Below are 26,043 nucleotides of genomic sequence, written 5' to 3' on the forward strand. Positions count from 1 at the left end.
TACCACCTTTGTCGAGTGTTATCGACTGTTACCGTTTCCATTTGGCTTCTTTTTTGCATACAATAGAGGAGATTAGAGAAAAGGGGGAATCTCCATGCAAAAGCTGTTCGTGCTCATCGCCATCGCCGTCGTAGCCGGTTTTGTCGGGATTGGGGTCGGCGTTGCCGAAGGAAGCGCCGCCATTATCATCGGTAGCCTTGCCTTAAGTGCGGTCGCCACATTCTTTGGAATCAACTTACGCCGTCGCGTCCTCTCGAACCGTCGACCATGATGAAAGCCCGGGCCACTTTTATGCCCGGGCTTTTCTGCTTTATAAGTCACGCGTCAAACAGATTCGGTCGAGGAGCGGAAGACCATCTTCCTCGATTGCTGCGTACCCATGGTTCGGGAAGTAGTCGCGTTCGACCGACTCGAAACGAAACCCGGCTTGTTGATAAAAGCGAAGCTGGACGATACTCGAGTTACCCGTACAGACGAGCATTCGCTTTGCACCGTTCTCTTTCGCCCGACGAATCGCGTCTTGTAAGAGACGCTGTCCGATCGTCTGGTTTTGTCGTTCCGGTTTGACGGCGATGTTGACAAGTTCGATTAACTCCTCACTACGCCGAACGAGCATATAAGCCCCGACGAGCTCACCCCCGAGTATCGCGACGAACGTCTCCCCCGTTTTGAACTGCTCTTGAATCATCGCTTCCTGCGGGTTTGCCAAAAGAAGGAGCGCCTGAACGTCTGCATAGGACGGTTCGGACTTAATCTCTAAGTCAGGTCGCACTTCCGGCGTCGCGCCTTTGGCGATGACGTAATGCTTGACGACATCGTTGACGAACGTCTCGCTTCCGGCGAGGACCGACGTTTTGCCGTCATACTGAATAGGCTCTCCATATAAGGAAGCGACGCGACCGCCTACTTCTTCGACGAGCAACTTCCCTGCTGCATAGTCCCAAGGCATATTACGCATCGTAATGTAGCCATCCACACGACCGGCCGCGAGCCATGCGAGTTCAAGCGACGCGGCCCCGTGCGCACGTGTCCCGACGGAGTCTTTGACGATTGGCGCCAACACTTCCGGTGCGATTTGTCGGTTCGGCGTCACCCATGTCGCGTTCATGCTGAGGAACGCGTCACGCACGTAATGTTCTGTGATGGACGGAAGAATCCTTCCGTTCAGCGTTGCGCCGTGGCCCCGCCGCGCGACGAACAGTTCGTCTGCCATGACGTCGTAGACGAACCCATACTCGACGACCTCGTCGACCATGATGGCGACCGAGATGGCAAACATTCGTTTTTGATGGATAAAGTTTAGCGTGCCGTCGATCGGGTCGACGAACCAAACCGTCCCTTTCAAGTCGGCCGGTCCCGTTGAGATCCCTTCTTCGCCGACGATGTGATGGTCTGGATAGGCATCTTGGATTCGGTCGACAATCAGCTGTTCCACTGCCCGGTCGATTTCCGTCACCAAGTCCCCTTTCCCGGTCTTTCGCTCAATCTCATACTGTTCATCAATCTGTTGCCGAATATATTCTCCTGCTTGTTTAATTAAGTCAATTGCGAACCATTCTAACATCGTAATCACCTCTAGTTGCATTGTACCAAACAAAAACCAGTATTCGCATGGAATACTGGTTGAATGGATGGTTGTGGGTCAGGCTTCGAGACGCAAAAGTTCTTGGCGGTATTTCTCTAACCGATGCTTGCTAGCCTGGACAGTGGCATCATCTTGTGACGCCATTGCATCGAAGAGCGTTGCCAATTCATAATCAATCTCTAAGCGCAGCACCGGAATCCGTTTTTCTGCGTCTTTTCTTTTGAATGCCTCGATCACTTGTTTCATGAGATGCCACACTCCTTTAGTTGGGCTACAAGTTACGGTTTAGTGAGTTGAATTGAGTATATCAGATGAAATTCAAAAAGGAAAGAGAATTGTCTGACTATTTTGAATTTTTTATCTTAGTGAGTATATTCCCACTTCAACCGGTCCTAAACCTGAATGAACTGTTAGTGATATGTACCCTATTTCTGCAGGAATTAACAAAAAAAGCATGAGAAAACGGTCGCGTCTTCTCATGCTCTGGCTACTCACACTTTTAAAATCTTTGTATTTGATTTTAAGGCCGCTTGGACCGTACGATAGGTAGAGTATCCAGTCTGTTCGTCGTGCACGGCGCTCAATTGTTTTTCCTCGGACTTCGAGGTCACGATTTGCTTGAACGTGCGATATGCATCTAGAAACGCTTCACGTTCGACGCCGCCTTCGTTCGCGAGCGCGACTTGATTATAGAACTCGACGACGTCGATTAATTCTTCTGTCGTCCAGTCCGGGTTGATTGGATAGTTGATTTGCATATTGTTCACCTCGACACTCATTGTATCAACAAAAAAAACTATTGCAAGTTGAGTAGGAAATCTCTATAGTTTTTTTGTTGCATCATTTTCTATTGCTAGTTCCTATAAAATAAAACCAATTGGGGAAAGACATATAACTTACATTATTGACCGACCTCACCTACACACTGATTCCAAGGAGGGCTCACTATTGAAATTGAAAGCTGCCACACAGCTCGAGACACCGCTTTTTGATACGTTACTCAAACACGTCGACACGAATCCAATCGCATTCCACATTCCTGGCCATAAAGGCGGAAAAGGGATGGATCCGGAGTTTCGTGACTTCATCGGCGAGAACGCACTCAAAATCGACTTAATCAACATCGCGCCACTCGATGACTTGCACCATCCGAAGGCAGCCATCGCTGAAGCGGAACGTCTCGCAGCTGACGCGTTCCGTGCCGACGAGACGTTCTTCTCGGTTCAAGGGACGTCAAGTGCCATCATGGCGATGATCATGGGCGTCGTCGGGCCGAACGAGAAAATCATCGTTCCCCGTAACGTCCATAAATCGGTCATGTCAGCGCTCGTTTTGACAGGAGCCCACCCGGTATTCATTCACCCGGAATTTGATGAGACGTATGGCATCGCGCACGGGATCACGGCGAGCGCCGTCGAACGTGCCCTCGAGTTGCACCCGGACACGAAAGCCGTCCTCGTCATCAATCCGACGTACTTTGGCGTTGCCGGTGACCTTGAGCGCATCGTCGCTGTCGCACACGCTCAAGACGTGCCTGTCCTCGTCGATGAGGCGCACGGTGTCCACTTGCCGTTCCATGACGAGTTGCCGCTGTCGGCTATGCAAGCCGGGGCGGACGTCGCCGCGACGAGCGTGCACAAACTAGGCGGCTCGATGACGGGGAGTTCGATTTTGAACGTCCGCCGCGGTCTTGTATCGCCAGAACGCATCCACGCGATGCTCTCGATGATCACGACGACCTCGACGTCTTACTTGTTGCTCACCTCGCTCGACGCGGCCCGTCGTCAACTCGCGACAAAAGGGGAAGCAATGAACGATCGCGCCCTCTCCCTCGCGCGGACGGCGCGTGCGGCCATCAACAACATGCCGCACCTATCCGTATATGGCCACGCCGAACTTCATTCGGAGTCAACGTATGCCCTTGACGAGACGAAAGTGCTCGTCTCTGTTCGTGAACTTGGCATTACAGGCTTTGAAATCGAGAAGTATTTGCGGGAGAACCACCAAATCGAAGTCGAGATGTCTGATTTATTGAACGTCCTCTTCATCGTGACGAGCGCGGACGACGAATCAACGATCCAAGCTTTGATTGACGCGATGCGCGACGTCGTTTCCGTTTATAACACGTCCGGGAACGATTCGTTATCCATCATGCTCCCGGAGATTCCGCCGCTCGCACTCAGCCCGCGTGATGCGTTCTACGAAGAGACGGAGACGATCCCACTCGAGAACGCGGTAGGTCGCATCTCGGCCGAATTCATCATGGTGTATCCGCCGGGAATTCCGATTATCATTCCAGGCGAACTCATCACAGCGTCGACGCTTGAATATATCATGGCGAATATCGAGGCAGGTCTGCCAGTCCAAGGACTTGAAGATGAGTCGCTTCAAATGATTAAAGTGATTCAACAGACGAAAGCCATCCGTTAACACGAAAGCGCACCGGTCGATTGACCGGTGCGCTTTGTTGTCATCAAAAGAAAAGGTGGCTTATGATGATCGAATTGCTTCCCCTATTTCTCATTATAAGAAAACGCTTACATTTTTTCAAGAGAAGATTCTTCGGTTTCCCGATCTTTTTCTTCCAAACAGATTCGTAAAAATTCGGCGACGTGCTCGGTATCGGTCAACGCGATCCCAAGCATCGGATACAGTTGTCTCGGTTCCTCTAACGCATGCATATCGAGAAGAGCGGACTGGCCGGTCTGCATGCAGACAACGAGTACCTTTCCCATGAATTGATGCGTATAGACAAAACCGAAATCATAGCGGGCCCGTTCCGTCTCGATCCCTGTGAAACGGACACGACTCGTTTCAGAAACCGTATAGAGAAGTTCTTCATCGAACGCCATCACGTAGTCCCTCCTTTCTAGCCTCTTTATGTTTTTTTCCTTTATACTTGATGTACGAAACCTAAAAGGAGGTCGCACGATGCAAATCAAAAAGGCGACGTCACGTGACGTCCAACATTTGGTCCAGTTGATGCATCGGCTTTGGCCGGACGCGCCAATGACCGAGCTGTCCGCCGAAGTCCGACTCGGCCTTCGCTCTGACAAGATGCATTACTTCCTCGCGGTTGCCGATGAACCGATTGGCTTTTGCCAACTGAGCTTTCGGTATGACTACGTTCCCGGGGCCACAGGCGAGCCGACAGCGTTCATCGAAGGGATCTATGTCGTCGATTCCGAACGAGGAAACGCAGTGGCAACGAACCTTGTCGAGACGGCAACGAGGTTCGCACGCTCGAACGGGTGCACCGAGCTCGCGTCAGACACTGAGCTCGAGAACACGGGTAGCCAACAATTTCATGAGCGGATTGGTTTTAAAGAAGTCGAGCGCACAGTCCATTACATTAAAAAAATCTCTCGCTACGAATAGCGAGAGATTTTTTGTCGTTACTTGACGACGTGGATTGGCATACCGATTGCGATTTCTGCCGCTTCCATTGCCATCTCACCGAGTGAAGGGTGAGCGTGGATTGTAAGGGCGATATCTTCAGCCGTCATTCCAGCTTCGATTGCGAGTCCGAGCTCGGCGATCATATCAGATGCGCCTGTACCCGCGATTTGAGCACCGATCAAAAGACCGTCCTCTTTACGCGTGATGAGCTTCATGAAGCCATCTGGCTCGTCGAGTGCGAGGGCACGACCGTTCGCAGCGAATGGGAATTTCGAAACGGTGATTTCGAGTCCTTCTTCTTTTGCGAGCGGCTCTGTGTAACCGACTGTCGCAAGCTCAGGGTCTGTGAAGACGACCGCTGGGATTGCTGAGTAGTCGAGGTACGCAGGCTTGCCTGCAGCTGCTTCTGCCGCGATTTTTGCTTCGTACGAAGCTTTGTGCGCGAGCGGTGGTCCAGGAACGATGTCACCGATTGCGTAGATGTTTTCGTTCGACGTCTTGCACTGGTCATCGATTTCGATGATGCCACGGTCGCTAACTTTTACTTCCGCGTTCTCAAGACCGATGTCGCCCGTGTTTGGACGGCGGCCGACTGTGACGAGGACATAGTCCGCTTCAACAGACTGCTCTTCGCCGTTGACTTCAAACTTAACCGTTACGCCGTCTTCTGTTTCTTCGACGCCTTTCGCAAGCGCGTTCGTGTGAATCGTGACGTTGCCTTTTTGTTTGAGCTTCTTCTTGACGATTTGCGTCATTTGCGGCTCGAAACCAGACAAGATGTCGCTTGCGCCTTCAACGACGACAACTTCAGTATCGAAGTTTGCATACGCTGTACCAAGCTCCATCCCGATGTAACCGCCGCCGATGACGACGAGTTTCTTCGGTACTTCAGGAAGCGCCAATGCGCCCGTTGAAGAAAGGACACGCTTCGACCATTTGAACGATGGAATCTCGATTGGTGTCGAACCAGTCGCGATGATCGCTTTTTTGAACTTGTAAGGAGTTGAGCTATCTTCTGTGATGACACGGACAGTGTCTTCAGATGCGAAGAATGCTTCACCTTGAACGATTTCAATCTTGTTTCCTTTCAAAAGGCCTTTCACGCCGCCAGTCAATTTGTTGACGACCGACTGTTTCCAGTCTTGGACTTTTGTGAAGTCGACTGACACGTTGTCAGACGTGATCCCCATTGATGAGTGACCTTTTGCGTGTTGGAAGTTGTGACCCGCCGTGATTAACGCTTTTGATGGGATACATCCGACGTTCAAGCAAACACCGCCGAAGTTCCCTTTCTCAACGATTGTCACTTTAAGGCCGAGTTGTGCGCCACGGATGGCTGCAACGTATCCACCAGGACCGGCGCCGATAACGATTAAATCAGTTTCTTGTGCGAATTCTCCTACTACCATGTTCTTATCCCTCCATCATTAGAAGTGCTGGATCTTGAAGCAAACGTTTCACCATGTTGAGTGCGTTTTGAGCAGTCGCACCATCGATGAGGCGGTGGTCAAAGCTGAACGAAAGCGCGAGCACTGGGGCTGCAACGATTTCGCCGTCTTTCACGACAGCTTTCTCAGCGATGCGGCCGATACCGAGAATCGCAACTTCTGGGTGGTTGATGACAGGTGTGAACCATTGTCCACCAGCAGAACCGATGTTCGTGATTGTGATCGATCCGCCTTTCATGTCGTCCCCAGCGAGTTTACCTTCACGTGCTTTACCGGCAAGCTCATTGATGTTTGTAGCGAGTGCATAGATTGATTTACGGTCTGCTTCTTTGACGACAGGAACGACGAGGCCGTTATCTGTGTCTGCAGCGATACCGATGTTGTAGTAGTTTTTGTACACGATTTCTTCGTTCACATCGTCGATTGACGCGTTGATTGCAGGGTAAGCTTTCGCTGCTGCAGTCAATGCTTTCACGACGAACGGCAAGTACGTGAGTTTCACGCCTTGGTCAGCGGCAACTTGTTTGAACTCTTTACGGAGTGCGACAAGTTTCGTGACGTCGACTTCGTCCATGAGTGTAACGTGTGGCGCTGTGTGTTTCGAGTTAACCATTGCTTTCGAGATTGCTTTACGGATTCCACGGATTTTCTCGCGCGTTTCGAGTTCAGGTGTAGCTGACTCGTAAGGCTTGATTTCCGTTTTCGCTGCTGCTGCTGGCGCTACAGATTCTGTTTTCTCTGTTGTAGCTTCAGCTGCTGGCGCTTCACCGTTTGCAAATGCATCGATGTCTTCTTTCAAGACACGTCCGTTGTCACCAGAACCTTTGACTTCACGGATATCGACGCCTTTTTCCCGAGCGTATTTACGGATTGATGGCATCGCGATGACGCGTTCTGACTTGTGAAGTTGAACGTCGCGTGGCTTGTCTGCTTCAACCGCTTTCTCGATTGTGCCTTCTGGCTCTTCTTCAGCTTTTGGCTGTTCAGGAGTTGCTTCCTCTTCGCCTGCTGGCGCGTCACCTTCGATATCGAACGTGATGAGGACGTCACCGACGACGGCAACTGTTCCTTCAGAGACTTTCACTTCTTTAACTGTTCCATCGACTGGAGCTGGAATTTCAACGACAGCTTTGTCGTTTTGTACTTCAAGGAGGATGTCATCCTCTTTTACTGTATCCCCATCTTTTACGAACCACTTGACGATTTCACCTTCGTGAATTCCTTCACCGATGTCTGGTAATTTAAATTCAAATACTGCCACTGGTTTTTCCTCCCATCAAATAATCATGTAAACACGACGAGGGAGACAATTCTCCCTCATCGCCAAATGAACACGATCAGAAGTTGATAACTTCCTTAACTTTTGCAACGACATCTTTATGGTCAGGCAACCATGCGTCTTCACCTTGTGCGAAGGCGAAAACTGTGTCAGGTGCAGTCACACGAAGCACTGGTGCTTCGAGGTGAAGAATTGCGCGTTCTTGAATTTCAGTTACAACGTTTGCCGCGATTCCTGCTTGACGCTGTGCTTCTTGAACGACGATCGCACGGCCAGTCTTTTTAACAGACTCGACGATTGTATCGATATCAAGCGGGCTCACTGTCATGAGGTCGATGACTTCAACGTTGATGTTTTCTTTTTCGAGTTCTTCCGCTGCTTTAAGTGACGTGTGGACCATCGCACCGTATGTGATGATTGAAACGTCAGTTCCTTCACGCTTCACGTCTGCTTTTCCAAGCTCGATCGTGTATTCGCCTTCAGGTACTTCGCCACGGAATGAACGGTAAAGTTTCATGTGCTCGAGGAAGACGACTGGGTCGTTGTCGCGGATTGACGCGATCAAAAGTCCTTTTGCATCGTATGGCGTCGACGGGATGACGACTTTAAGACCAGGTGTCTGAGCCATCAAGCCTTCGAGGCTATCCGCATGAAGTTCAGGTGTTTTTACGCCGCCACCGAATGGTGAACGGATTGTGATTGGCTGGCTGTAAGCGCCGCCTGAACGGTAACGCATACGTGCCATTTGAGCTGCGATTGAGTCAAATACTTCGAATACGAATCCGAAGAATTGAACTTCCATGATTGGACGGAAACCAGTAAGACCGAGACCGATGGCAAGACCACCGATACCAGACTCAGCAAGCGGCGTGTCGAAGACGCGGTCTTCGCCGAGCTCGTCTTGGAGACCTTCTGTTGCACGGAATACCCCACCGTTTTTACCAACGTCTTCTCCGAAAAGAAGTACTTTCTCGTCGCGCTTCATTTCAACGCGCATCGCATCAGTAATCGCTTGGATCATTGTCATTTGAGCCATAACTTACTTCGACTCCTTTGCAGTATATTCTTCGAGCTGCTCTTTCAAGTTAGCAGGAAGTTCTTCGAACATGTTGTTGATGAAGTCCGAAACTTTTTGTTTTGGTTCTTTATCAGCAAGGCTAATCGCTTCTTTAACATCCGCTTTTGCTTGCTCGATCACTTCGTTCTCCATGTCTTCGTTCCAAAGCTTTTTGCCTTCGAGGAAGAGACGGAAGCGTACGAGTGGATCTTTTTCTTGATACTCCGTGTCGAGTTCTTTTGTACGGTAACGCGTTGGGTCATCCCCAGCAAGCGTATGTGGTCCGTAACGGTATGTGAGTGCTTCGATGAGCGTCGGTGTTCCTTCAAGTGCGTCTTTACGCGCTTGTTGTGTCGCGGCGAGGACAGCGAGAACGTCCATTCCGTCGACTTGGATTCCGTTGATGCCCGCTGCGACAGCTTTTTGCGCGATCGTTTTAGCTGCAGTTTGTTTCTCAACAGGTGTCGAGATTGCAAAGCGGTTGTTTTGAACGACGAAGATGGCTGGTGATTTGAATGCACCTGCAAAGTTCAATCCTTCATAGAAGTCACCTTGTGATGAACCACCGTCACCTGTATAAGTAATGGCGACGTTTGTGTTGCCGTTGCGTTTGAGGCCCATTGCCACGCCCGCTGCTTGGATGATTTGTGCACCGATGATGATTTGTGGCATCAAGACGTTGACGTCTTCAGGGATGCGGTTACCTGCCACGTGTCCACGTGAGAATAAGAACGCTTGATAAAGCGGAAGTCCGTGGAATACGAGTTGCGGGATATCACGGTAGCCTGGAAGAATCCAGTCTTGTTTGTCGAGCGCGTATTGCGTCCCGATCATTGTCGCTTCTTGACCAGCCACTGGCGCATAGAAACCTAAGCGACCTTGACGGTTAAGTGAGATTGCACGTTGGTCCCAGATTCGAGTATAGACCATGCGGCGCATAAGCTCCTGAAGTTGCTCGTCCGTTACGTCGGGCATCGCGTCTTGGTTGACGACTTCGCCCTTCTCATCGAGAATACGGAACGTTTGGAAGTTTTCTTCCACGTTTTGAAGTACCTGAACGTTGTTCATTCGTTTCACCTCATCCTTTCAACTATGAGACAATTGTCTTTTTTGTGATCAAACACTACCTCAAATCTTAAGTGTATCTGTCCAAAAAAGCAATCTGTATTAACGTGATACAGGAAAGTAATTCTACTCCTGCCGTTTCTTAGACAGTATAAAACGGGTTGTTATATTAACGCAAAAAATATGCTCACCCTATAAAAACGCTTACATGAACACATCTTTTCAGTGATTTCGTCTCTGTATCATTTTCATTTCACCTTCTGTACCATCTCATCGATTTCAACATTAAATATGATATAATGAGGCATAACGCATTTGGAAAGGAAGTTGTACATGTTAACGATGAAAGACGTGATTCGTGAAGGCGACGACCGGCTTCGCCTTCGCTCAACAGAAGTTTCAATCCCACCTACAGCTGAAGATTTGACATTGCTTGACGAGATGGAGACGTTCCTCGTCAATAGCCAAGACCCAGAAATCAGTGAAAAATATGAACTTCGCGGCGGTGTCGGCATCGCCGCACCACAACTTGGGGTCAACCGGCGTTTTTTCACCGTCCTCTTGCATGAAGAAGAAGAGACGTTTCAATTGTCCATCTTCAACCCTAAGATCACGAGCCACTCGGTCGAGCAGACGTTTTTAAACGGCGGTGAAGGATGTCTATCCGTCGACCGTGTCGTGAAAGGTAACGTGCCGCGTTATCGCCGCATCACCCTTGAAGGGTTCGACCGCGACGGGAATCCAATTAAACTTCGTCTTCGCGGCATGCGAGCCATCGTCTGCCAACACGAACTCGATCATTTAGACGGTGTCATGTTCTATGACCGCATCAATCCGACCAATCCGCTAGAGACTTATGGTGAGCCGATCTGAGGTGACGAACGTGAGAAAAAAGGCACTGTTGTTAGTATTCCCATTTTTATTTCTTTTAATCGGGGGATGTGTCCGGATCGAGTATGACGCTACTGTCCATTACGATCAATCGGTCACGCTCGAGACGACGTACGCATTTCGCGATCACCCCGTCATGAGACTGCTCAATTTGCGCCTAGATTGGGATACGTGGAAACAACAGGCCCGTGACAACGGCTATGCGACACGTGACTACTCGAGTGAAGATGATTATGAAGGCATGGTGCTCAAGAAGACGTTTGATAACGTCGACGAGTTACAGAACATCAAAGAAGAATGGAAGACCGGACCAGCCGGCATCCTTGTCCCGCCGGATATGGAGTTCGATGTGCAAAAGGAAGACGGCATCTGGTTCGACTCCTATGTACTCAATACGAACCTCGATTTACGGCTCGACCGAATCGAACTGCCGGGACTCAACTTGAGCGGCTCCCCGAAACAGCTTGCCGAACGCTATGTCCGTCAAGCCGATATCCGTTTCAACTTGACCGTGCCGACTGGTGTGTTCATCGAGGACGGGACCGGCCTTGACCTTCGCTCGATGAAACACGTCGAATGGCAAGTGTACGGGGGCCGGCAAAACAATTTGACGCTCGTCGCGCACGTCCCGAACGTGAAGGCGTGGATTATCACGATCGTCGCTTTCGTCGTCGTCAGCCTCGCAAGTTTCTTCATTTGGCGAAAATACCGGAAGAACGCCGGCGACCCGAACAAGACGTCCATCCGTTCGCGCCTACTCGGTGTGCTCATCGTCGTCTTGGCGCTCTCGATCATTATCGTGACCATTCGGGAAGAGTTGACGACGGAACGGAAGGCCGAGGCCGTGCGTCAAGCGGCCCAGACCGACGAGTTCATCCCCACGTTCGCCGTGCATGGCCTCCTCGGGACGGACCGGACGTTCTTGCGCTTCTCTCAGTTCATGGAGCAACGCGGACTCGCTAAAGACGGCGCCCTCTGCACCGTCTCGACAGAAAGCGAGGTCGACTGCGTCATCAACGACTATAGCTCGAACCGCCCCATCGTCCGAATCGAATACGAGGACGCTGAGGCGTCGCTGAACAATCAGACGAAATGGTTGAACGCGGCAATCGAGACGTATAAGGCAGAACGAAACAAGTCGTTCGACCGAATGTATTTGATTGGCCACAGCATGGGCGGCGTCGCCGCTGCGAACTATATTTTGAATCAAGACGACTACCTCATCGATAAGTTCGTCTCTTTCGACAGTCCGTTCGCCGGTACTCGTCTCGCCAACTTCGGTTTGTCGGCGAGTAATTTCGGAGTAAACACCGGAAGTGCCGCCATCCGCGACTTGTCCCCGACGTCAGACGGGCTACAGGCGTTCCAGGCAAAACTTGAGACGTGGCCACGTTCCGTTCAAGTGTTGTCGTTCGCCGGGCGCGGCGGGGAGTTCAATTTGATTGAGCCCTCGAGCTCATTGCTCCTCGAAGACTATACGAATAACATTACGACGGAGACTGTCCCGTACGATCACTTCTCGCTCCATCGGAAGACGGACGTGCTTCGTGACACAGGACGATTCCTGTACGAGTATACGAACGAGTTCAACCCAGTCGAAACGAACTGACGAAAACCCGCCTTCGTGAAGAGGGCGGGTTTCTTTGTTAGTACGTCATCGTCCACGTCAGTTTTTGGAACCAATAAATCAAATATTTGCCGATCGGCAAATCGGTCTGAATCTCTTCGTACGCAAGAGTGTACGTCCCTTCTTCGTTGTTCCATAACCTTTTGAAATACCCGTCGACCTCGTTCATAAACTCTGTCTCGGTCGTCGCCACGACTTCGACATCGGCCTCTAGATTGTAGTCGTTCATATTGCGTGCCGTATAGTTCCCGGAGCCGATGACGACGACTTGACGCTCGCCTTCTACATACAAAAGTTTCGGATGGTACTGTTCGTCGCCGACTTCATACCAACGAATCTCGATTTGGTCCGGGTTGACCGTGTTCAGTTCGGCCGTCACCGGTAAGTTCGGTAAGCCCGACTTGTCCCGCCCAAACGCGTTCGTATTCGGATCGAGGATGAGTTTGACGAAGACACCCCGCTCTGCCGCCCGGTGAATGGCATGGATGATGTCTCGATCAGCCAAATAGAACATGCCGATCCAAATCGTCTCCCCCGCTTTCGCTTGATCCATCCCGTCGATGACCGCATCTTCAATCTTCGACTCGGTCACGTATCGGATTTCCATCGGGCCGTCCGAGTCTTCTTCCCGCAGGTTCGCTAGCTTCTCTTCATCCGGGAATCTCGCCTCGTCGCCTTTCGAGAATCGGGCAATGGCCTCTTCCCCTTCTAAAATATCAGCGAGGATCGGACCGTCAAGGCGGACCCCGACGTTCGAATGATACCCGCTCGCGTCATGCGGATTCGCCGACAAGACAAACCCTTCGTTCTCGGTCACCATGACTTTCCGATGGTTCGCTTTCACGTTCAACAGTCGTAAATAGGACCGTATGGTGATGTCCGGTGCCGACTTTGCCATCGGGTTCGGGAGCCAGCCGTTCTGGCTATCCCCAAACCATTGGAAAGCCATCCGATACACAGTGGAATACAGGATATTTGGATCGCGAAGGGCATCTAAATTTGTATAGACGATTTCAGCGCCCGCCTCCTCCAATAAGTCGAGATGATCGGCAGGATGCCCGTTATACGTCGTGTTGATTTCATCGGTGATGACGACGACGTTCAAATCCGGATACGCCTCCATCTGCTCGAGGAGCGCCGCCGTCAAACGAGCCGTGATCGTCGGATATTGTCGATCTTCATTTGAATAAGGATTAAATAAGAAAAAGTCCATGACGACATACTCGCGCGCCTCACGAATCGATCGTTCGACGTCTTGAAAAATCTCCATTTCGTTCACTTCCGTGTCCTCGCCTTGGTACGTCAAGTCAATAAGGAAATCGATTTGGTCGTCTGAAATCGCGACCGGTTCTGACGCCCGTGATACGCCTTCTGGTAACGGCTTGACTTGGTGATAAATCATCGTAATAAGGAAGAGGACGAGTAGCACGGCAACGCCCCACTTCACCCATCCACGTCTCCTCTTTTTCTCTGCCATCTGCACCCGCTCCTTATTGTTCGGTTCAAAAAACGGGCCGTAGTCGCCTACAGCCCGTTCGATCATACTTCCATAATAATCGGAAGAACCATTGGGTGTCTTCTCGTTTTTTGTGCCAAATATGGTGTAAGCGTATCGGAAACGAGTTGTTTCAACTCTGACCATTTCATCTGCTTGTTCGAGAGGCCTTGTTCGACCGTCTTCTTCAATAGACGTTCGCCGTCACGAATTAAGCTACCAGATTCACGCATATAGACGAAACCGCGTGAGATGATGTCCGGCCCAGAGACGAGTTTACGCGTCTTGCCATCGATGCTGATGACGACGACGACGAGTCCGTCCTCTGAGAGGATGCGACGATCGCGCAAGACGATGTTCCCGATATCCCCGATTCCGTTCCCATCGATATAAACGGCGTTCGCGGAAATCTTGCCGGTTACGGCTGCCGAATCGGCGTCGACCGCGAGCACTTCCCCGTTATCCATGACGAAACTATTCTCTTTCGAAATCCCGACCGATTCAGCGAGTTCGGCATGTTTTTTCAACATTCGATACTCGCCGTGAATCGGCATAAAGAATTTCGGGTTGAGCAATCGAATCATGAGCAGTTGTTCTTGTTGCGAACCGTGACCTGACGTGTGGATGTTCGTCAACTTGCCATACACGACGTCCGCGCCGGCTTTATAGAGCTGGTCAATCGTCTTCCCGACCGAGATGGCGTTCCCCGGAATCGGTGAAGAAGAGAAGATGACCGTGTCACCCGGGATAATCGACACTTGGCGGTGTGTCCCGTTCGCGATTCGACTGAGTGCTGCCATCGGCTCCCCTTGTGAACCGGTACAAAGAATCGCGATTTCATTCGGGTTGTAGTTACGCATTTGGTTCGTTTCGATGATCATGCCTTTCGGTACGTTAATGAAGCCGAGCTCTTGCCCGATCGTCATGACCTTCTCCATCGAGCGACCGAAGATGAGCAAGTGACGGCCCGTCTCGGCACACGCATCGATGACTTGTTGTAGACGATAAATGTTCGAAGCGAACGTCGCAAAAATGATCCGTCCTTCCGCTTTTCGGAACGTCTCGCTGATCGTGCCACCGACGACGCGTTCACTCATCGTGAATCCTTCGACTTCGGCGTTCGTCGAGTCGGACAAGAGACAGAGCACCCCTTCTTTCCCGATTTCAGCCATCTTGGCAAGGTCAGCCGGCTCGCCGACCGGTGTGAAGTCAAACTTGAAGTCGCCCGTGTGGACGATGTTCCCCTGTGGTGTCTTGACGACGACACCGAGTGAGTTCGGAATCGAGTGAGTCGTCCGGAAGAACGAAATACTCGTTTTTCTAAACTTGACGATTGCGTCCTCGTCAATCTCATGCAGTTCTGCTTCACGGAGCAAACCATGCTCTTCAAGCTTCACTTTGATGAGTCCGAGAGCAAGTTTCGTCGCATAAATTGGCAATTTCACTTGCTTCAAAAGGAACGGGATGCCCCCGATATGGTCTTCATGACCGTGGGTGATGAATACCCCTTTGACTTTCTCTTTATTTTTAATCAGATAAGTATAATCCGGAATAACGTAGTCGATTCCAAGCAAATCGTCCTCCGGGAACATGATACCGGCATCGATGACGATAATCTCATCTTGGAATTGAACGACGTACGTGTTCTTCCCGATTTCACCGAGTCCGCCTAGTGCGAACACGGCCGTTTGGTGGTTCTTTACAAACTTCATTTAATCGCTCCTTACTAAAAATAGTTGATTTCATCTATGTGAAACATAAGTGATTCTCGCAGTATGGTTACGTTCCGTAAGATTCTTTCTTCATTATAGCTCATATTGTGTCAATATTTCACTATTGACGTCAGATTGCGGGGTGTTTCACGATTTCATGTTATGCTTTTAAGTATAGAAAGACCATTATCAGACAGAGAAAGCATGGTGAATGAATTTGGAAGATCAAAAAGTTGTATTTTTCGATATTGACGGGACCCTTCTCCACGACGGGACGTACATCCCGCCTTCGACCATCCAAGCGATTAAACAGTTGCACGCAAACGGAGTTGAGACGTTTATCGCGACAGGACGCGGTCCGGCGATGTTATCAAACATCCCGGAACAAGTCGGAATCAATAGCTTCGTCTGCTACAACGGACAAATCGTCGTGCATGTGGGAGAAGTCGTCTATCGTAACACGTTGCCGACAGAAGCGTTGACGCGCCTGACGCGTCACGCAGAGACGAACGATCATACACTCGTCTACCTCGGTCAGCATCGAGGCGGGGCGACACGACGAGATGACGCCCTCGTCGAGCAATCACTCGGCGAGCTCGACATGCCGATTCCGACGTTCGAGCCGGATTTCCATCTCGCACAAGACGTCTATCAGACGCTCCTATACTGCACTCCGGAAGAAGAGCACCATTACTTGAGCGCCTATAACGAGTTCGACTTCATCCGCTGGCATCCGCACGCGATGGACGTGATCAATCGCGGGGCGAGCAAGGCCGATGGCATTCGCCACTTTATCGAGGCGAACGGCTATCGTTTGGAGAACACGTATGCGTTCGGCGATGCGTTGAACGATTTGGCGATGCTCCAATACGTCGGAACGGGCATTGCGATGGGCAACGGCCGTGTCGAGGCGAAGGAAGCCGCCGACTATGTGACGAAATCCATCCTCGACGACGGGATCGAATATGGCTTAAAGAAAATGAATTTGATTTAACAAAAACGAGAGGCGGGCGCCTCTCGTTTTTATCTCGACCGAAGCGTACGTTCGAGTCGGTCGAGGTCGGTATCTTTTCCGATGATGATGAGAATGTCCTCCGGCAAAATCATCTCGTCCGCTTGCGGCGAAATGAGGATGTCATCCACACGGCGAATCGCCACGATATTGACGCCGTATTTAGCACGAAGGTCCAAGTCGATGAGCGATTTATTCGATAGCTTATCGCCCGCCTTGATTTCCACAATGGAATGTTCATTCGAGAGTTCTAAATAATCCAAAATGCTTTGACTCATCAAACCGTTCGCAATCCGGACGCCCATGTCTCGCTCTGGGTGGACGATGTTATCGGCCCCGATGCGACGTAATACTTTCTCATGGTAATCGTTCGTCGCTTTGACCGTGATGATTTGAACACCGAGCTCTTTTAAGATGAGCGTCGTCAAAATCGAGGCTTGGATGTTTTCTCCAATCGCGACGATCACGTGCTCGAAGTTCCGAATGCCGAGGCTTTTCAACACGTTCTCATCTGTCGTATCGGCGATGACCGCGTGTGTCGCGAGGCCCATAAATTCGTTGACGCGTTCTTCATCCACGTCGATGGCGAGGACGTCGTATCCGTTCGCTGACAATTCCCGTACAATCGAACCACCGAAACGTCCCAATCCAATGACTGCAAATTCCCCTGTCATAATTTCTACATCCCTTTCCGACTACGCATTCTGTTCTCAATTCTTCGTTCAGTGTAACCGATTCCCTTGAAAAAAACTATAGAAAAAAGACCGGGAAGACCCGGTCTTACGCTTTACCGCTCGAACGCTTGCCGCGCACGTAATCATTGTCGAACAAGAACAGTCGAAGTAACAAATAAAGTGCTGGAACGAGAAGCAAGAGCCCTAGAATGAAGACGACGACGAGTGCGACCGCCATCGACTCGTTGACGACGCTTCCGTTGATGTCGATATACGGATACAAGATATACGGCAAGTGCGTATAGCCGTAGCCGAACCAAGCCATGAAAAATTGACCCATGACCATCAGGAACGCGATGCCGTAGTTCCGTTTCAAATAGACGAGCGCGACCGCTGCGACGAAGAAGATGAAACTAGCCGCGAACCACCACCAGTTGCCGGCCAAAATCCGCTCATAGTGCCATGCCGCTTGAGACTTCAAGCCAAAGAAGACGAGGCCAGACGCGATGATGGTCGGAACGCTCCAAAAGAGCGCCCACTTCCGAACGAGTCCCATCGCCGTCTTGTCCCCGGCTTTATCCGCATAGAACAAGAGGAACATCGCACTAATATAGAGCACTGAGACGATGGCGAGTGTGACGACGGTCCATGAGTAGAAGTTCGTGAACAACTTCATGCCGTCAAAGAATACACTTGACTCAGTCTCGTTAATGAAGCCACCTTGACTGACTGTCAAGACTGTCGACATCGAGGCGGGAATGAGAAGACCCGTCGCTCCGTATAAGAACATATAGAGCGTGCTCTCTTTTGAACCATAGTTCGCAAACGCATAGAAGCTCCCGCGAATCGCAAGAAGGATTAACACGACCGAGGCCGGGATCAAGAGCGCTGTCCCGTAATAATAAGCCGTATCCGGGAAAAATCCGACAATCCCGACGAAGAAGAAGACGAAGAAGACGTTCGTCACTTCCCACGTCGGCGATAAATACCGTGCAATCAGACGGTTGACCATATGGTCTCGCTTCGTGTACTTACTATAGAAAGCGAAGAAACCAGCACCGAAATCAATCGATGCGACGATGAGATAGCCGTATAAGAACGTCCATAAGACGGCAATCCCTAATTCTTGAATCTGCATGCCATACCCTCCGATCACACTTCATCGGCAAACATCGCTTCACCGCGATGTTCCGATTGTTTTAGTTCTTTCCCGACTGGGTTGTCCTTGAACAGACGTGTCAAGACGAGCACTGTGACCACGCCGAGAACCGCATAGAGGATCGCGAAAGCGACAAGCATCCAACCAACGTTTGCCGACGTCGTCGCCGCCTCACTCGTGCGCATGAGTTCATAGAGCGCCCAAGGCTGACGGCCAAACTCGGCGAAGAACCAGCCAAACTCGATGGCCATCATCGAGAGCGGGCCACCGGCCGCGATGGCAATGAGCATCGGCTTACTAAATTGGTTCAACCGTTTGATATAGCGTCCGAGCACGAATAAGAACGAGATAAGCGCGAGGAGCATCCCAATCCCGACCATCGCATCGAACAGATAGTGGACAAAGAGCGGCGGTTGGTCTTCTTTCGCAAACTCGTTCAATCCCGTCACTTCATAGTTCGGGACACCACCTGCTAAAATCGAGAGCGCGTACGGAATCTTGACGGCCCCACGTACTTCATAACCACCTTGTCCGTCATCTTCAAGCCAGCCACCTAAAATGAGCTCGGCTTCGGACGAGGTTTCAAAGTGCCATTCTGCAGCCGCCAACTTGTCCGGCTGATACTTCGCCAAATATTTACCTGAAAAGTCACCGACGAGCGCTGTCGCGATGGCAAAAATCAACGCGACCGTCATCGTCAAACGAAGCCCACGCTTGTGGTAAGCGATCGTCGCTTGATCGAGCTTGTTACGATGGCTACGGAGAAGTTGCACCGCAGCGATTGCCGCTAAGATGAACGCTGACGTCAAAATGGCCGACGTGAGCACGTGCGACATCTTCGTCGGCATAGCTGGACTGAACATCGCCTCAAGCGGACTCACGTTCGCGAGTCGTCCGTCGACGATATCAAATCCGACCGGTTGGTTCATGAAACTGTTCACCGTCGTAATGAAGAAACCAGAGAACAATGCCCCGACGGCGACCGGAATCCCGACGAGCATGTGATGCCATGGATTTTTAAATCGGTCCCATGTATACAAATAAATCCCGAGGAAAATGGCTTCGAAGAAGAACGCGAACGTCTCCATGAAGAGCGGGAGCGCAATCGTCTGACCGGCGACACGCATCAAGTTCGGCCAGAGCAGGGATAATTGCAGCCCGATGGCCGTCCCTGTGACAACACCGACCGCAACGGTCACAACATATCCACGTGACCATCGACGGGCCATGAGTGTGTATTTTGGATCTTTCTTTCGAATCCCTAAAAATTCTGCCAATAAAATTAAAAGTGGAACCCCGACGCCGAGTGTGGCAAAAATCACGTGGAAGCCCAGCGTGAGTGCCGTTAACGCCCGACTCATCAGGACAGGATCTTGAAACATCTATTGATACCCTCCTATCTCTCTCTATCGCTTCAAACCGTTGCCTGAAACGCCAAATCAATGATGATTTCCATTGGATAACCTTATCATAAAGATTTTATATGGCGCTGTAATGTCTCAATGCTCAAGTTCGCAAAATGTTCACATTTGAGCAATCTTAACAGAATCGTCGCTTTACAATCATAAGCAATTCCCGAATTCCACACATTGAAAGCACGTTTTCACACATTTCGAACAAAAAAAACGAACCAATTCGATGTAGCGAATTGATTCGTCTATAGATTTTAGAACAAGGGTTGTCCCTCGTCGTTACATAATAGTAACCGTCCGGAAGAAGTGATCGAACAAGTCAACGGCGACATCGATGGCGCGTTCATCCGGATTGAGTGTCGCTTGATGCAACCCTGACCCCATGTCGTTGACGCCGAGCCATACCATGAATCCTGGAACTTGCTTGAGCATATACCCAAAATCTTCCCCCGTCATGGCTGGGACACACGTCTTATAGGAATAGCCGATCTCCTCGACCGCTTCTTCGAATTGGAACAAGTAGCGCTCATCGTTGACGACCTCGTGATAACGGTTGCCGAACTCAAGATCGATCTGAACGTTGTACGTCATCTCGACGCCGGCGATGATTTGACGGATTCGTCGTTCGAGGACGACCATCTCTTTATCCGACAGTGCCCGAATCGTCCCATCGAGTTTCGCCGTGTCGGCAATGATGTTCTCTTTCGTACCGGCTACAACTTTGCCGATACTGACGACGGCACTGCCCATCGGATCGATGTTTCGTGAGACGACCGTCTGCAACTGCATGATGAGGGCCGCCTGAACAATCACTGCATCAATACCAGCATGCGGGAACGCTCCGTGGCCGCCTTTCCCATGAATCGTCAAATGAAGCTCACGCGCGCTCGCAAATAAGACACCTGGACGCGACGCGACCATCCCGACCGGATATTCCGGTGCCACGTGAAGTCCAAACATCGCGTCGGGCCGGAAATGATAAAACATCTCAGACATCGCCATCGGCTCCGCTCCGCCCGGTCCTTCTTCAGCCGGTTGGAAGAAGATGACGAGATGATGGTCGAGCGGTTCCTCAACCGCCCGTCTAATGAGTCCTAGGGCGATTGCCATGTGAACGTCATGCCCACACGCGTGCATCATGCCTTCATGAATCGACGCGAACTCAAGACCTGTCTCTTCCGTAATCGGTAAACCGTCCATATCCGCTCGATAGCCGATCGTCTTTTCACCTACGAGACCGTCGATCCGAACGAACAACCCGGTGCGCCAATGTGAGATGTGCACCCGCGGAGATTCGAGCGAGCGAATCAACTGCTCGAGCGTCGCTTGCGTCTTGAACTCCTCATACCCACGTTCTGGAATCAAATGTAACTGCCTTCTTGCTTCAATCGCCCAACTCATTCCACACTCTCCTTCGTTACTTCTTCAACGACTTCCCAAAACGCCCGCACTTGCGCCAATTCGAGCATCGACTCGGTCGACAGCATCCACGTGTCCCGCACGAGCGGCGTCCCGTTTGACGACGTGAGCGGGATTTTATGGATCGACTCGACATCCCGAATCGTCGACTCAGGAAGGATGGCAAAGCCAATCCCGTGGAGCGCCATCTGTTTACACGTCTCGATCTGGTCGACGACGAGCGTCGTCATCGGTGGACTCGAGAAGCGCTCTTGCCACCATTCTAAAATCTCTTGATAATACGTCGAGTCGCTCTTGAACTGGATAAACGAACGCTCATTGTTCTTTAACTGTTTCAAATCCGTCATCTTCAAATCAACAAGATGGAGCGAATCAGAGAATAAGCGCATCTTTTCGCCACGCCAATCCGGATTACCTCGGATGATTCCGATATGGAAATTCTCTTCTAACATGTAGCGCATCATCTCACTCGACCAACCGGTCACCAATTTGACGCGAACGGACGGATACCGTTCAACGAAACGTTTTAAGACGCGTGGTAACCAATATTGGCCCATGATCGAGGCGACGGCAATCTTTAACGTACCATACACCTCTCCTGGCTTTGCCGTCAACTCTCCTCGAAGTTCTTGCTCTTCACTGTACATCTTCTTGGCAAAGTCGATAATCTTCTCGCCATCCGGGGTGAGGGCGAGACCACGTGTCGAACGAACAAAGATTTTTTTGCCCCACTGATGCTCAATCGTGACGAGCCGTTGACTAAGCGCCGGCTGGGACACGAAAAGTCGCTCCGCGGCTTTACGCATATTCAATTCCTCCGCGAGGACGATTAACACTTCCACTTCTGAAACTTGCATAACGTCACCTATTTCTCTATCGTTTCGAAACCTGTATACTGGATACGGTATTGCTTCACTGTATCATATCATGTTTAATCACTTTTTTGAGTCGTCAGGAGGAACAATGATGCAACGTCACCATTTTGCCTTTATCGTCGCCACGGTCGCGACGCTCGGTAGCCTTTATTTTTCAGAAATCATGCTTTACTTGCCATGCAAATTATGTTGGTTCCAACGCATATTTATGTATCCGCTCGCGATTTATTATCTCACGGTCATGTTCACGAACCGTTCCGTCAATCGCTTGTTCGTCGGCCTCATGGCGGGGACTGGATGGGCCATCGCCCTCTATCACGTCATCCTTGAGCGTATCCCGAACGGAGATGCGTTTTGTAGCAACGACTGTTTGATCCGCTGGGTCAACTATTTCGGATTCGTCACGATTCCACTGATGAGCCTCATCGCCTTCACATTCATCTTGCTCATTCAGTTCGTCCCATCTCGCAAACGGTAAAAGGAGAATCGGTCCCATGGACTGACTCTCCTTTTGTTTATTGCCACCACTCGTCGTAAAGTGAGGCCGGCATATGGTGTTTATGAAGCGAACGTTTGTAAATCGTCTCGATACGCGACTGAACGGTCGGATCGACTTCTTTTCCTTCGAGGTAATCGTCAAGCTGGTCGTATGTCATGCCAAGAGCCACTTCATCAGGGAGACCCGGCTTGTCGTCTTCAAGGTCGGCCGTCGGCACTTTATAGATCAAACTTTCGTCTGCGCCTAATTCATGCAGCAACGCCTTCCCTTGACGCTTGTTCAATCCGGTGAGCGGCGTCAAATCACAAGCGCCATCCCCATGTTTCGTGTAAAAGCCTGTCACATACTCGGCCGCATGGTCGGTCCCAACGACAAGCGCCCCATACGTTGCCGCGATATCGTATTGAACTTTCATCCGCTCGCGCGCTTTCGTGTTCCCTTTATGGAAGTCACCGAGTTCAAATCCGGTCGCCTGTTTGAACGCATCCGTCGAAGCGTCGACAGCCGGTTTAATATTGACCGTGAACACGGTATCCGGACGAATGAAATCAATTGCTCGTTGCGCATCATCTTCATCATGTTGTTCGCCGTACGGGAGTCGGACGGCATAGAACGTGTACGCGCCACCGTCTTCTTCTCGCAACTCTTCCATTGCAAGTTGGCAAAGTTTTCCGGCAAGCGACGAATCTTGCCCGCCTGAAATACCGAGTACGAGTCCTTTCGCCCCAGCTCGCTTCACGTAAGCTTTCAAAAAGTCGATTCGGCGGCGCACTTCATGTGCCGGGTCGATGTTCGGTAACACGTGTGTCACTTCGATAATCTGTTGTTGCATCACTGAATTCCTCCCTCATCATCGGTTCTTGTGTCCCATTGTCTGACAATCATACGTTGTCGTCAACTTCTTTCATTCCCTTAACAAAAAGACGGAAACCTCGGTTCCCGTCTCGTGAATCGTTATTGGATGCGGAACGCCGTCACGTCTCCGCCAATCGGAAGCAATTCAAGGAAGAGCGATTGTCCTTCGGTCGGCTCTTCGTCTAAAAGTGCGCCAAAGACGAAATCTCCGGTCGAGGCTTGCGCCGCCCCTTCCGCGTACACCATGTGACCGTCTGAAACGCTCCACTCGAACTCTTCGACATCCGTAAACCCAGACACCTCGATTAACGTGCCGTTACGTTTGATCGTCACGTCGCGGAAATCGCCATCCGTTTGCGGACCTTCCGTCGGCTCAGTGCTTGGTTGTTCCGCCGTCTCATCGGTCGTTTCTTCACTCGGTGCCTCAGCAGGCTCCTCAGCGGCCTCAACCGTGAACGTCGCTTGATCGGTCACCGCCATTTCCGGTGCACCTTCCACTTGGCCGAGCCCAACGAAATCAGCTGTATAGTCCCCTGCCGCTAAATCGAGCGGGAACGTCTCGTCAAATACTTTCGTTTCACCCGGTTCCCACGTTTCTTCGACGATAGATTCGGTGAACATGTATTCGCTACCGTAATCGAACACCGTCGTCTCTCCGTTCATAACTGTCAACTGGAAACGCTGCGACGAGTTGAACGTCACCTTCACCGGCTCGTCGTTCGGATTTGTCATCGACACGCTGACAGCCAACTGTTTTGCATCCGCATCATACTCAGCACTTGTTTCGAGCGTCAACAAGGCGGGTGGTGTCGACGTATTCCCGTCCACATCACTCGCGTTCTCTTCTTCTTTCCCACACGCTACCACGACGATGAGCAATGCCGCGACCGCGACGAGCAACCAAGTTTTCTTCACGTATCCCACTCTCCTCTGAAAAATAAAAAAACGTCTATAGCACTAGTGTATACGTTCGTGCCGACGTTTGTAATCTATTTCCTAATATTATTTACCTTTTTTATGAAACTTGGAGTGTTTTGGCGTATTGTTGTAAACCAGTCATGAACAACGAGTCCGCGACGTCGATGTCTGAACGAACCTGTGCAGAGATCGAGAACGTCTCACTATGGATTGACTCAAAGATGACGGTGATGATGCCATCGACCACTTCCTTATAGGCTACGAGTTCGGGTGTTTCTGCAAAAAGCATCATGAGTATGGCTCCTTTTTCGATATGAGATATACTTAGTTTAGCAACGTTTTCAAAAAAATAACGTCTTATCGTTCGACAGGTCGAATGACCTAGTCGCAGACGTGTCGAATTCATGGAATGAATTGCTAGCTGTTTGCATATCGAGACTTCTTTCCTATATAAAAAGAGAGGGAGAACGCAATTCGTCCCCCTCTCTTTGCCTATTATTGTAAAAAACGACGAAACTCCGTTGTCGAATAAATTATTTCGTTCGATTCGAAATCTGTTGCCATACCGTTCCAAGGGCCGTCTCACCGCTCGTGATGCGTTCTTTCGCGAGCCGCGCTTGAAGTGAGACTTCAAACTCGGCATCGTCTTCAGCAATCTTTAATGCTGGGACGGCTTGTTCATCGCCACAGTCAAACAAGAAGCGGGCCGCCCGCCAACGAACGAGCTTACTTTTGTCTTTTAACGCTTCAATCATTGAAGGTTGGGATTGCGGGAGCGCCCAGTCCGACACGGTGTCCCCTGCTGTACGGCGTACGATCGGCGAAGAGTCGACGAGTGCTTGTTCGATATACGTCACGTACTCTTCCCGGTTTGTCTCGAACATCCCGATCATGACGACGGCTTGCCGTCGGATAGCCATCACCTTATCCTCTAACGCCCGTCGGAAATAGACCATATTTTCCGGTACGATTTCGAGTTCATCGAGAAACGCCAACCGCTCTTTCCAACTGTCAGATTGCAATTGATTCGCATTCGCCTCGTAGTCGGCCTCACGCCCGAACGCACGGGCGACGATTCGCGTGACACGATCTTCCGGATATGCCGCTTCGAGCTCCTCTAAGACGACTTCCGCCACATCATTTAAATCGCCATAACGCGGTGCCTGCTCGACCCAGCGCCGATCTTGGATGACGTTTTTCACTTGTGCTTGCACATCGATCGCGGCGTCAACAAACCGTTTCGATAAGCCGACTCGCTTCTCCTCATCCCCTTTGACGAGCTTGATTTGCATCGGCACATCTAAAATGAACTGAATCGAGACATGGACCGGCTCATAGTCTGCCGTCATCTGAGCGGCGGACACTTCCGGCACGTCTTCACCGAACGCACGCCGAATCTCGTTCATGACGTCGTGCCAGTCATGTTTCGGATGACGCTCGACTGCCAAAAAGTCTGAGACGGCATAGACGGACTTCACGCCGCGCAGGGCGACGATGTCTGAAATGACATCGGGGACGTCCGTGCTCGCCTTGTCATACGTGACGCCTCTTCCTGTAAAAGCCGGCTCGATGATAATCTTCAAGTTGTTCGGGCTCGGCGTCGGTTCGATTGCTACTAGTTTCATTGTCATCACCTCATCTTCAATCGTGACGAAAACGACA

Annotated in this window: 26 protein-coding genes; 7 read left to right on the top strand and 19 right to left on the bottom strand. The window is 50.7% G+C overall.

Annotation, left to right across the window (positions count from 1 at the left end; all coding sequences use genetic code 11):
* Positions 1-94: 94 nt before the first annotated feature.
* A complete protein-coding gene (locus KNP92_RS08775; protein WP_214839536.1) occupies positions 95-271 on the top strand; it encodes a DUF5325 family protein in 177 nt (58 codons plus the stop codon).
* A gap of 39 nt (positions 272-310) precedes the next feature.
* On the opposite strand, the gene KNP92_RS08780 is transcribed toward KNP92_RS08775, so the two are convergent.
* The 3 genes from KNP92_RS08780 to KNP92_RS08790 form a co-directional block, all read right to left on the bottom strand.
* Complete coding sequence (locus KNP92_RS08780; protein WP_214840294.1) at positions 311-1,564, bottom strand: inositol monophosphatase family protein; 1,254 nt, start codon at positions 1,562-1,564, stop codon at positions 311-313.
* A gap of 78 nt (positions 1,565-1,642) precedes the next feature.
* Positions 1,643-1,831: a hypothetical protein gene (locus KNP92_RS08785; RefSeq protein ID WP_015881266.1), complete on the bottom strand. Its 189-nt coding sequence runs from the start codon at positions 1,829-1,831 to the stop codon at positions 1,643-1,645.
* 245 nt (positions 1,832-2,076) lie between these two features.
* A complete protein-coding gene (locus KNP92_RS08790; RefSeq protein WP_214839538.1) occupies positions 2,077-2,343 on the bottom strand; it encodes a UPF0223 family protein in 267 nt (88 codons plus the stop codon).
* Positions 2,344-2,533: 190 nt separating this feature from the next.
* On the opposite strand from KNP92_RS08790, the gene KNP92_RS08795 reads away from it, so the two are divergent.
* Positions 2,534-4,015, top strand: a complete 1,482-nt coding sequence (locus tag KNP92_RS08795) for an aminotransferase class I/II-fold pyridoxal phosphate-dependent enzyme (protein ID WP_285801060.1) — start codon at positions 2,534-2,536, stop codon at positions 4,013-4,015.
* A gap of 107 nt (positions 4,016-4,122) precedes the next feature.
* Here the strand turns inward: KNP92_RS08795 and KNP92_RS08800 are convergent, their stop codons facing one another.
* On the bottom strand, positions 4,123-4,437 hold the full coding sequence (locus KNP92_RS08800; RefSeq protein ID WP_214839540.1) for a DUF3055 domain-containing protein: 315 nt from the start codon (positions 4,435-4,437) through the stop codon (positions 4,123-4,125).
* A gap of 79 nt (positions 4,438-4,516) precedes the next feature.
* Between KNP92_RS08800 and aac(6') the strand changes: the two genes are divergently transcribed.
* Entirely contained in the window at positions 4,517-4,963 is a 447-nt protein-coding gene (gene aac(6'), locus KNP92_RS08805; protein WP_214839541.1) for an aminoglycoside 6'-N-acetyltransferase, read from the top strand.
* 17 nt (positions 4,964-4,980) lie between these two features.
* Here aac(6') and lpdA read toward each other — a convergent pair whose 3' ends face one another.
* The 4 genes from lpdA to pdhA form a co-directional block, all read right to left on the bottom strand.
* Positions 4,981-6,393, bottom strand: coding sequence for a dihydrolipoyl dehydrogenase (gene lpdA / locus KNP92_RS08810; RefSeq protein ID WP_214839542.1), 1,413 nt, complete (start codon positions 6,391-6,393; stop codon positions 4,981-4,983).
* Positions 6,394-6,397: 4 nt separating this feature from the next.
* A complete protein-coding gene (locus KNP92_RS08815) occupies positions 6,398-7,693 on the bottom strand; it encodes a dihydrolipoamide acetyltransferase family protein (protein ID WP_214839543.1) in 1,296 nt (431 codons plus the stop codon).
* A gap of 76 nt (positions 7,694-7,769) precedes the next feature.
* On the bottom strand, positions 7,770-8,747 hold the full coding sequence (locus KNP92_RS08820; RefSeq protein ID WP_034808639.1) for an alpha-ketoacid dehydrogenase subunit beta: 978 nt from the start codon (positions 8,745-8,747) through the stop codon (positions 7,770-7,772).
* 3 nt (positions 8,748-8,750) lie between these two features.
* Entirely contained in the window at positions 8,751-9,836 is a 1,086-nt protein-coding gene (gene pdhA / locus KNP92_RS08825; RefSeq protein WP_214839544.1) for a pyruvate dehydrogenase (acetyl-transferring) E1 component subunit alpha, read from the bottom strand.
* A 330-nt stretch (positions 9,837-10,166) separates the two neighbouring features.
* Here pdhA and def point away from each other — a divergent pair, with 330 nt between their 5' ends.
* Together def and KNP92_RS08835 are read left to right on the top strand one after the other, a co-directional pair.
* Entirely contained in the window at positions 10,167-10,706 is a 540-nt protein-coding gene (gene def / locus KNP92_RS08830; RefSeq protein WP_214839545.1) for a peptide deformylase, read from the top strand.
* Between the two features lies 1 nt (position 10,707).
* Entirely contained in the window at positions 10,708-12,333 is a 1,626-nt protein-coding gene (locus KNP92_RS08835) for an alpha/beta hydrolase (RefSeq protein ID WP_214840296.1), read from the top strand.
* Between the two features lie 37 nt (positions 12,334-12,370).
* Here the strand turns inward: KNP92_RS08835 and KNP92_RS08840 are convergent, their stop codons facing one another.
* Both KNP92_RS08840 and rnjA read right to left on the bottom strand, forming a co-directional pair.
* On the bottom strand, positions 12,371-13,828 hold the full coding sequence (locus KNP92_RS08840; RefSeq protein ID WP_214839546.1) for a phospholipase D family protein: 1,458 nt from the start codon (positions 13,826-13,828) through the stop codon (positions 12,371-12,373).
* 62 nt (positions 13,829-13,890) lie between these two features.
* Positions 13,891-15,558 (bottom strand): ribonuclease J1, encoded by a 1,668-nt coding sequence (rnjA, locus tag KNP92_RS08845; protein ID WP_214839548.1) that lies wholly within the window; start codon positions 15,556-15,558, stop codon positions 13,891-13,893.
* A 211-nt stretch (positions 15,559-15,769) separates the two neighbouring features.
* On the opposite strand from rnjA, the gene KNP92_RS08850 reads away from it, so the two are divergent.
* Complete coding sequence (locus KNP92_RS08850) at positions 15,770-16,552, top strand: Cof-type HAD-IIB family hydrolase (protein ID WP_214839550.1); 783 nt, start codon at positions 15,770-15,772, stop codon at positions 16,550-16,552.
* A gap of 29 nt (positions 16,553-16,581) precedes the next feature.
* Here KNP92_RS08850 and KNP92_RS08855 read toward each other — a convergent pair whose 3' ends face one another.
* The 5 genes from KNP92_RS08855 to KNP92_RS08875 all read right to left on the bottom strand — a co-directional run bounded on the left by KNP92_RS08855 (position 16,582) and on the right by KNP92_RS08875 (position 22,091).
* Positions 16,582-17,244, bottom strand: coding sequence for a potassium channel family protein (locus KNP92_RS08855; RefSeq protein ID WP_214839552.1), 663 nt, complete (start codon positions 17,242-17,244; stop codon positions 16,582-16,584).
* A gap of 106 nt (positions 17,245-17,350) precedes the next feature.
* Entirely contained in the window at positions 17,351-18,382 is a 1,032-nt protein-coding gene (locus KNP92_RS08860; protein ID WP_214839554.1) for a cytochrome d ubiquinol oxidase subunit II, read from the bottom strand.
* Positions 18,383-18,396: 14 nt separating this feature from the next.
* Positions 18,397-19,785: a cytochrome ubiquinol oxidase subunit I gene (locus KNP92_RS08865; RefSeq protein ID WP_214839556.1), complete on the bottom strand. Its 1,389-nt coding sequence runs from the start codon at positions 19,783-19,785 to the stop codon at positions 18,397-18,399.
* Positions 19,786-20,094: 309 nt separating this feature from the next.
* On the bottom strand, positions 20,095-21,216 hold the full coding sequence (locus KNP92_RS08870; RefSeq protein WP_214839558.1) for an N-acetyldiaminopimelate deacetylase: 1,122 nt from the start codon (positions 21,214-21,216) through the stop codon (positions 20,095-20,097).
* Positions 21,213-22,091: a transcriptional regulator CcpC gene (locus KNP92_RS08875; protein ID WP_214839560.1), complete on the bottom strand. Its 879-nt coding sequence runs from the start codon at positions 22,089-22,091 to the stop codon at positions 21,213-21,215. Before KNP92_RS08875 ends, KNP92_RS08870 begins: the two co-directional genes overlap by 4 nt.
* A gap of 109 nt (positions 22,092-22,200) precedes the next feature.
* On the opposite strand from KNP92_RS08875, the gene KNP92_RS08880 reads away from it, so the two are divergent.
* Positions 22,201-22,587 (top strand): disulfide bond formation protein B, encoded by a 387-nt coding sequence (locus KNP92_RS08880; protein ID WP_214839562.1) that lies wholly within the window; start codon positions 22,201-22,203, stop codon positions 22,585-22,587.
* A 37-nt stretch (positions 22,588-22,624) separates the two neighbouring features.
* Here the strand turns inward: KNP92_RS08880 and nadE are convergent, their stop codons facing one another.
* The 4 genes from nadE to KNP92_RS08900 form a co-directional block, all read right to left on the bottom strand.
* Entirely contained in the window at positions 22,625-23,440 is an 816-nt protein-coding gene (gene nadE, locus KNP92_RS08885) for an ammonia-dependent NAD(+) synthetase (RefSeq protein ID WP_214839570.1), read from the bottom strand.
* Positions 23,441-23,562: 122 nt separating this feature from the next.
* Positions 23,563-24,378, bottom strand: coding sequence for a BsuPI-related putative proteinase inhibitor (locus KNP92_RS08890; RefSeq protein ID WP_214839572.1), 816 nt, complete (start codon positions 24,376-24,378; stop codon positions 23,563-23,565).
* A gap of 100 nt (positions 24,379-24,478) precedes the next feature.
* A complete protein-coding gene (locus tag KNP92_RS08895) occupies positions 24,479-24,673 on the bottom strand; it encodes a hypothetical protein (RefSeq protein WP_214839574.1) in 195 nt (64 codons plus the stop codon).
* Positions 24,674-24,914: 241 nt separating this feature from the next.
* The gene (locus KNP92_RS08900; protein ID WP_214839576.1) at positions 24,915-26,006 is read right to left on the bottom strand and encodes a virulence factor; all 1,092 of its coding nucleotides are present in this window, start codon (positions 26,004-26,006) and stop codon (positions 24,915-24,917) included.
* Positions 26,007-26,043 lie beyond the last annotated feature (37 nt).

Origin of the sequence: Exiguobacterium sp. s122 (assembly GCF_018618475.1) — a bacterium.
In the GTDB taxonomy this organism is placed as follows: domain Bacteria; phylum Bacillota; class Bacilli; order Exiguobacteriales; family Exiguobacteriaceae; genus Exiguobacterium; species Exiguobacterium himgiriensis.